This is a genomic window from uncultured Negativibacillus sp. (genome assembly GCF_944388365.1).
GTDB lineage: Bacteria > Bacillota > Clostridia > Oscillospirales > Ruminococcaceae > Negativibacillus.
Genome location: NZ_CALXIN010000107.1, coordinates 1 through 5644, shown reverse-complemented (window position 1 = coordinate 5644; position 5644 = coordinate 1). Strand labels below are relative to the sequence as shown.

The following is a 5644-nucleotide window of genomic DNA, read 5'->3' as shown; positions in this document are numbered from 1 at the left end:
CGCTGATTTTCAGCAATAAGATCTTCTTCAACAGATTTTGACAGCTTTACCGGACGTCCGGTACTTTTACGCCCTCGGCGTTCTATTGCCAGCCCTTCGGGACCTTCTGTAAGATAGATTCGTTCCCAGTCCTGTACTCGCTTGTGGCGTACTCCAAACCTTTCTGCTGTTTCGCGATAGCCCAACTTTTCTTTCCTCATCGTTTCCACTACCAGCTTCTTGAATTCTGGCGGATATTTTTTGTTTGTTCTCTCTTTTGGCATAAAAATCACCCCACTTGTTATTCAGTATACCATACTGTCTAACAAATGGGGTGCAGTTCAAGAAGCAGGCTCTTTTTCTCAATGCAAGGTGTGGGAAAGGAAGGATTGCAGTTGAAGCTGAAGCTTTGGATCGAAGGAGAAAAAATCAGGGTGGAGTGCCGTGCAAAGCTGACAAAGGACAGCTTTTCCTTTGCACTGGCAAAATCGCTTGTGCTGACAAAGGCGCTTAACAATCACAAAGAAGTGTCTGCACAGGAGGAGGACTGCGACCTGCTGTACCGTCCGCCGATGAAAAGGTATCGGTTTACCCAGCTGCAGCAGGGAGAGCTGGTCATCTGCTATGAAGGCGGGCTGGAGGGCTTGTGGGCGACCGAACACACGCCGCAGGGACCGTATTCCTGCCTGCGGGAGGATGTTTTTGCCTTCAGTCTGCTCAACGGCTGGTATCCGATGGAGGACGATGCAGACCTGTGCGAGGTCGAGGTGCAGGTCGGCGGCGAGTGGCAGATCATCCATGGGCAGTATGATGCAGAAAACAACGTCTGGCACTACCGCCAGATAAATCCGGTGGACTGCAACATCATCGGAGTGCGCAGAGAAGGGTATCACGTCATCGGGGATGAGCAGGTCAGCCTCTTTTTCCCAGACGAACAGATGCGCCGGAAGGTGCAGCCGTATTACCATGGCTATCGTCAAATCGCAGATTTTTACCGCACCTTATATGGAACCGACAGGATGGGAAGGATGACGCTGTTTTTCCTGCCGGACACGGGAGAGGACTTTGGTGGATACAAGCGGGACGGGCTGATTGTATTCACCGCCGTCAAGCAGGATGTCGCGTCGGCGCTTCACCACATTGCGCACGAGCTGGCGCACAGCTATGCACAGGGTGCGGATTGTTTCAGCTGGGAGGACTGGCTCAACGAAACGCACGCCGAATGGAGCGCGCTTTTGTATGAGCTGGAACAGGACGAAGCCTTCTTTGAGCGCTGCCTTGCAAAGACAAAGGAGACCTATGGAGACAGAGCGCTTTGTCTGAAGGATAACGGCGAAGGTCATTCGGAGTTTGTCCATGAAGCAGGCGTGCTTGTCTACGAAAAGGTGTACCGTCGGTATGGAGCGGACAGCATCCGCACGATGTTAACGACCTTTGACCGGTTACAGGAAAAGAACACGAAAAACTTTTTGCAGGCGCTGCGTCAGCAGGGAAAAACCGAGCTTGCAGAAATGGTGGAAAGCTATTGCTAGGGCAGCAAGGAAAGCCCCAAATAGCCGCGCCGGATGATTCAGCAAGCGAATAGACGATAAAAAACCTCTCCGCTGGGAGAGGTTTTTTATTGGGTCGAAGGCGGAAAAAGGATGGTTTTCTTTGAATACAGCACCCGCTCAGGCTTTGACTGCGGGAGCGACAGAGGAATATCCGTTCCATGCAAAGAGGGCGGCTTCGTTGATGTCGGCGTACACCTGTTCGACGTCGCACAGATACAAATAATGGTCGCCTGCTTGGTGGTATTCCTTCAGGCGGCAGACGATGGCAAGGCGGCTGTGGAGCGGAACCTGAATGGAGGTTCCCTCGATGCTGGTCAGCTCGATTCCAAAGCGCGCTGCTTTGTCGGTGTCCCGTCCGGAGCAGCTGCCGCAGCCCATCACAGCGTCGGCCAGTTCGGCGCCTGGGATGGTGAGGACAACCTTTTGGTTGGAACGAACCATCTCGCCGCTGTAGGAGGTCTTTGCCATGGCATAGGCAATCATGTTGGGATTGTAGGAAAGATAGGTCCACCAGGAGACGGTGGCAAGGTTGGTGGAACCGTCCGGTTTCTGGGTGCAGACCAGGCTCACCGGATTGGGAGAGGTCAGCTTAGAAGCAAATGGCAGGTCGATCTTTTTCATCGTTCTCCTTCCTTTCTGCTACTGGATGGACTGTCCCAGATCAAAGGCAGCTTGCAGCTGCTGTGGTTTTTGCAGGACGGCGCCGGCATCCATATTGCCTCCGGCATAGACGATGCCGCAGTCCTTCCAGCCGAGGTTTTTAAGCAAGGAGTGGTAGAAGTGGCGCACCGGCTCGAAGTTTTCTTCGGTGTCGCCTTCGGCTGCCATCAGAAGGATACAGCCCTTGACAGGATTTTGGTAGTTTGCATCGCACTCGGCGACGGCAAACAGCCGGTCAAAGGCGATTTTCAGCTGGCCGGAGATGCCCCAGTAGTACATCGGGGAAGCCAGAACGATCAGATCTGCATCGACATAATGAGGATAGATTTTGTTCATATCGTCGTTTTGTACGCAGGGAGCGGACGGATTTTTGCCGCCTTTGCAGCAGCCCAGACATCCGTGAATGTTCATCCGCTGCAGGTCAAAACGAACCACCTGATTTCCATTCTGCTCGGCACCCTTGGTAAACTGCTCGATCAGAGCGGCGGTGTTTCCGTTTGGACGTGGGCTTCCGTTTAAAATGACAATCTTTTTACTCATACATCAAAGCTTCCTTTCCTGATTAGATTGACAGTGGTCTGTCCTCTGTCTATAATCTAATTGAGAACGAGAAAAAAATCAAGTACGCACATTTTGGTTAGATACTAACCCAAAGGAGAGTGTAAACGATGAGTGAATGTGTCACAACGGGAACCCGTCTGGACCAGACGGGATTTGGGTATACCATGTCGCTGATCAACGGCAAATATAAGATGATTATTCTGTACTGGCTGGCGGAGGACGGTGTGATCCGATATAATGAGCTCAAACGCTCGATCGGAAACATCTCCCACAAGACGCTGAGTCTGTCGCTCAAGGAGCTGGAGGCGGACGATCTGATCGTCCGCAAAGAATATCCGCAGGTTCCGCCCAAGGTGGAATACAGTCTGTCGGAAAAGGGAAAAACGCTGATTCCGATTCTGGATGCGCTTTGTGAATGGGGCGATCAGCATCGTCCGGCGAAGAAGGAGGAAGCATAGGATGAAAACACTGTATGTTTCGGATGTGGACGGCACGCTCTACCGCGCAGGAGTGGACCACCTGCGCCCGCAGACCGCCGAACTGTTCTCCCGTCTGCTGAAGGAGGGAGTGGCGCTGACAGTGGCGTCAGGACGCAATCTGTACGGCGTGTGGGAGCTTGCCCACGGCTGCGGCATCACGCTGCCGGTCATCGCCTACAACGGCGCCGCCATCTATGACTTTGCAAGCGGACGCACCCTCAAAACTTTCCCTATTCCTGCCGACAGCGCCGCCAGGCTGTGCGAGGTGTTTGACCGTGTGGGCGCACCTTTCAAAGCCTGCACCTTTGTGCCGCAGGAAGGACGCTGCCGCACCATTCGGGTCAACGGCTACCAGACCACCATGGGACTGGATGGACCGGTCAATCCGCAGACCGGTCTGCTGCTCGACGAGCCGGTGACGGCGGCGCACAGTCGGGAGATTCTGTGCGGAGAGGTACTGTTTGTGGGCACCCACGGTCCTCGCAGCCAGATGCAGCCGCTGTATGAGGCGGCAAAGGATCTTGCCGGCGTGGAGGCGGTGCTGCATTGCAGCCCTTATCATCCTGACCGCTGGTTTGTGGACATCGGCTCGGACAAGGCAGGCAAGGGAACAGCGGCGCTCTTTTTAAAGGAGCAGCTGGGCGCACAGGAGCTGGTCACCTTCGGAGACAACCACAACGACCTGCCGATGCTTCGGATGGCCGACCGCAGCTACACCGTTCCAGAGGCGCCCGACGAGGTCAGGGCATCGGTGACCGGCGTGCTGGACGACGATCCCGACTGCGTGCTGAAGTTTATTCTGGAGGAGGTTCAGCGGTAGTCCTCAAGCTGGCAGCCGGAGAGGCAGTTGCGAATCTCGGTTTCTCCGGTTGGGAGGCGTAGACCGCACTGGCTGCACTCCTTCCAGCGGATGGCGCGGGTGTGCTGACAATAGGGATCGCGGATGCAGGTTTCCCGCTGGGCTTCCCAGTAGTAGTCCCAGCTTTCCTGCACAGTGCAGTCCTCGCGCTGCGAATCCCAGTAGTAGAACCAGACGTGCTGGCAGCTGTCCGTCGCGGCATCCGACAGCTGGCAGGCACTGCCGCCGCAAGGCTCAGCGGGAACGTCGGATGCAGCCGGAAGCGTACCCAGCGACACCAGGACGGCACAGCCGGCGGCAAGCGAGAGGGAGAGAAGGAAGGATTTTTTTGCTTTCATGGCAGAGCCTCCTTTCAAGGTGACAGAGGGATTCTATCTTGTTAAGAAAAGCATACTAAAAAAATTGACAAAAGTCAATGATGGAGAGAACAACCATACCAGAGATTGACGGGAGGGATTTTCGATGAAATATGACATTCTGCTTTTGGACGCCGACGAAACGCTGATGGACTTTCCCGATGCCGAGCATCAGGCACTGGTGCGCACCTTCGGCGAGCACGGGCTTAGCTTTGATGAGCAGGTCGACCAGCTGTATCAGTCGATCAATCAGGGACTGTGGCGGCAGCTGGAGCGCGGAGAGATCACCAAAGATCAGCTGTTGTCAGCGCGCTTTGCGCGGCTGTTTGAAGCGCTGCACATCGAGGGCATCGACAGCGACGAGTTTAACCGCAAATACCTGTACAATCTGGGCTTTGGCAGCAGGACGATGCCCGATGCGCTGGAGACCTGCCGCGCACTGCACCAGCTGGGCTGCCGGCTGTATGTGCTGACCAACGGCGTGTCGGCTACCCAGCGCCGCCGGCTGGGAGCAAGCGGGTTGATGCCCTATCTGTCGGACATCTTTGTATCGGAGGAGGCCGGTCAGCCAAAGCCGGCGCTTGCGTATTTTCAATATGTTTTTGAGCGCATCCCAGAGTTTGAGCCATCCCGTGCGCTGATGGTAGGAGATTCGCTGTCCTCGGACATGGAAGGAGCGCGCCGCGCAGGACTGGACGCCTGTTGGTTTAACGCAAAGGGTCTTGCGAATGGGCAGAATATTCCTATTCGCTACGAGATCGCGGCGCTGCCGGAGCTGATTGGGATTGTCGAGGGTTAGTTTCATTACTCCTTCGGGTCGTCGAGCGCACCTACCACCGACACGCAGTTGGGGTTTCAAAAGGGGCTTGCCCCTTTAGCTGGAGGTCAAGGAACCAGGAGGTTCCTTGTGTGCTCTTTGTGAAACTTTCTTCACACAAGAAAGTTTCCGCGGGTGTGGGCCGCGTAGGCCCACAAAAGGTTTAGAAGAATGTTCGGAGAAGGAGCGTTGCTCCTTCTGTGCCTGCGCCAGCAAAAGGACAATTTCGCAGTAGGTGTGAGCGCAGGCCTGGGCCGCAGAGGCCCACAAGTCGGTTTTGCAGGGTAGTCCCTGCGGACCTCTTTTGTGGGCCTGCGCGGCCCACACCCGCGGAAACTTTCTTGTGTGAAGAAAGTTTCACAAAGAGCACACAAGGAACC

At 55.2% G+C, this 5644-nt stretch carries 8 protein-coding genes; 4 read left to right on the top strand and 4 right to left on the bottom strand.

The annotated features are described in order from the left end of the window. On the bottom strand, positions 1-263 hold a 263-nt coding region (locus tag Q0L39_RS10305), incomplete at its 3' end, for a helix-turn-helix domain-containing protein (RefSeq protein ID WP_296628935.1). A 111-nt stretch (positions 264-374) separates the two neighbouring features. Here Q0L39_RS10305 and Q0L39_RS10300 point away from each other — a divergent pair. Next, positions 375-1511 (top strand): hypothetical protein, encoded by a 1137-nt coding sequence (locus tag Q0L39_RS10300; RefSeq protein ID WP_296628933.1) that lies wholly within the window; start codon positions 375-377, stop codon positions 1509-1511. A 138-nt stretch (positions 1512-1649) separates the two neighbouring features. Here Q0L39_RS10300 and Q0L39_RS10295 read toward each other — a convergent pair whose 3' ends face one another. Together Q0L39_RS10295 and Q0L39_RS10290 are read right to left on the bottom strand one after the other, a co-directional pair. Beyond that, positions 1650-2153, bottom strand: coding sequence for a flavin reductase family protein (locus tag Q0L39_RS10295; RefSeq protein WP_296628932.1), 504 nt, complete (start codon positions 2151-2153; stop codon positions 1650-1652). Positions 2154-2171: 18 nt separating this feature from the next. Next, the gene (locus Q0L39_RS10290) at positions 2172-2732 is read right to left on the bottom strand and encodes a flavodoxin family protein (protein WP_296628930.1); all 561 of its coding nucleotides are present in this window, start codon (positions 2730-2732) and stop codon (positions 2172-2174) included. A gap of 128 nt (positions 2733-2860) precedes the next feature. On the opposite strand from Q0L39_RS10290, the gene Q0L39_RS10285 reads away from it, so the two are divergent. Further along, the gene (locus Q0L39_RS10285; RefSeq protein WP_296628929.1) at positions 2861-3211 is read left to right on the top strand and encodes a helix-turn-helix domain-containing protein; all 351 of its coding nucleotides are present in this window, start codon (positions 2861-2863) and stop codon (positions 3209-3211) included. Position 3212: 1 nt separating this feature from the next. Beyond that, a complete protein-coding gene (locus tag Q0L39_RS10280; protein ID WP_296628927.1) occupies positions 3213-4052 on the top strand; it encodes an HAD family hydrolase in 840 nt (279 codons plus the stop codon). On the opposite strand, the gene Q0L39_RS10275 is transcribed toward Q0L39_RS10280, so the two are convergent. Beyond that, the gene (locus tag Q0L39_RS10275) at positions 4043-4429 is read right to left on the bottom strand and encodes a hypothetical protein (RefSeq protein ID WP_296628926.1); all 387 of its coding nucleotides are present in this window, start codon (positions 4427-4429) and stop codon (positions 4043-4045) included. The two genes, Q0L39_RS10280 and Q0L39_RS10275, sit on opposite strands and share 10 nt — an antisense overlap. Before the next feature lie 124 nt (positions 4430-4553). On the opposite strand from Q0L39_RS10275, the gene Q0L39_RS10270 reads away from it, so the two are divergent. Beyond that, positions 4554-5246, top strand: coding sequence for a YjjG family noncanonical pyrimidine nucleotidase (locus tag Q0L39_RS10270; protein ID WP_296628924.1), 693 nt, complete (start codon positions 4554-4556; stop codon positions 5244-5246). The last annotated feature ends 398 nt before the right edge of the window (positions 5247-5644 follow it).

Excerpts from the sequence above, each read along its gene's own strand:
- Q0L39_RS10295 (WP_296628932.1), bottom strand. The coding sequence starts at position 2,153 with ATGAAAAAGATCGACCTGCCATTTGCTTCTAAGCTGACCTCTCCCAAT.
- Q0L39_RS10290 (WP_296628930.1), bottom strand. The coding sequence starts at position 2,732 with ATGAGTAAAAAGATTGTCATTTTAAACGGAAGCCCACGTCCAAACGGA.
- Q0L39_RS10285 (WP_296628929.1), top strand. The coding sequence starts at position 2,861 with ATGAGTGAATGTGTCACAACGGGAACCCGTCTGGACCAGACGGGATTT.
- Q0L39_RS10280 (WP_296628927.1), top strand. The coding sequence starts at position 3,213 with ATGAAAACACTGTATGTTTCGGATGTGGACGGCACGCTCTACCGCGCA.
- Q0L39_RS10275 (WP_296628926.1), bottom strand. The coding sequence starts at position 4,429 with ATGAAAGCAAAAAAATCCTTCCTTCTCTCCCTCTCGCTTGCCGCCGGC.
- Q0L39_RS10270 (WP_296628924.1), top strand. The coding sequence starts at position 4,554 with ATGAAATATGACATTCTGCTTTTGGACGCCGACGAAACGCTGATGGAC.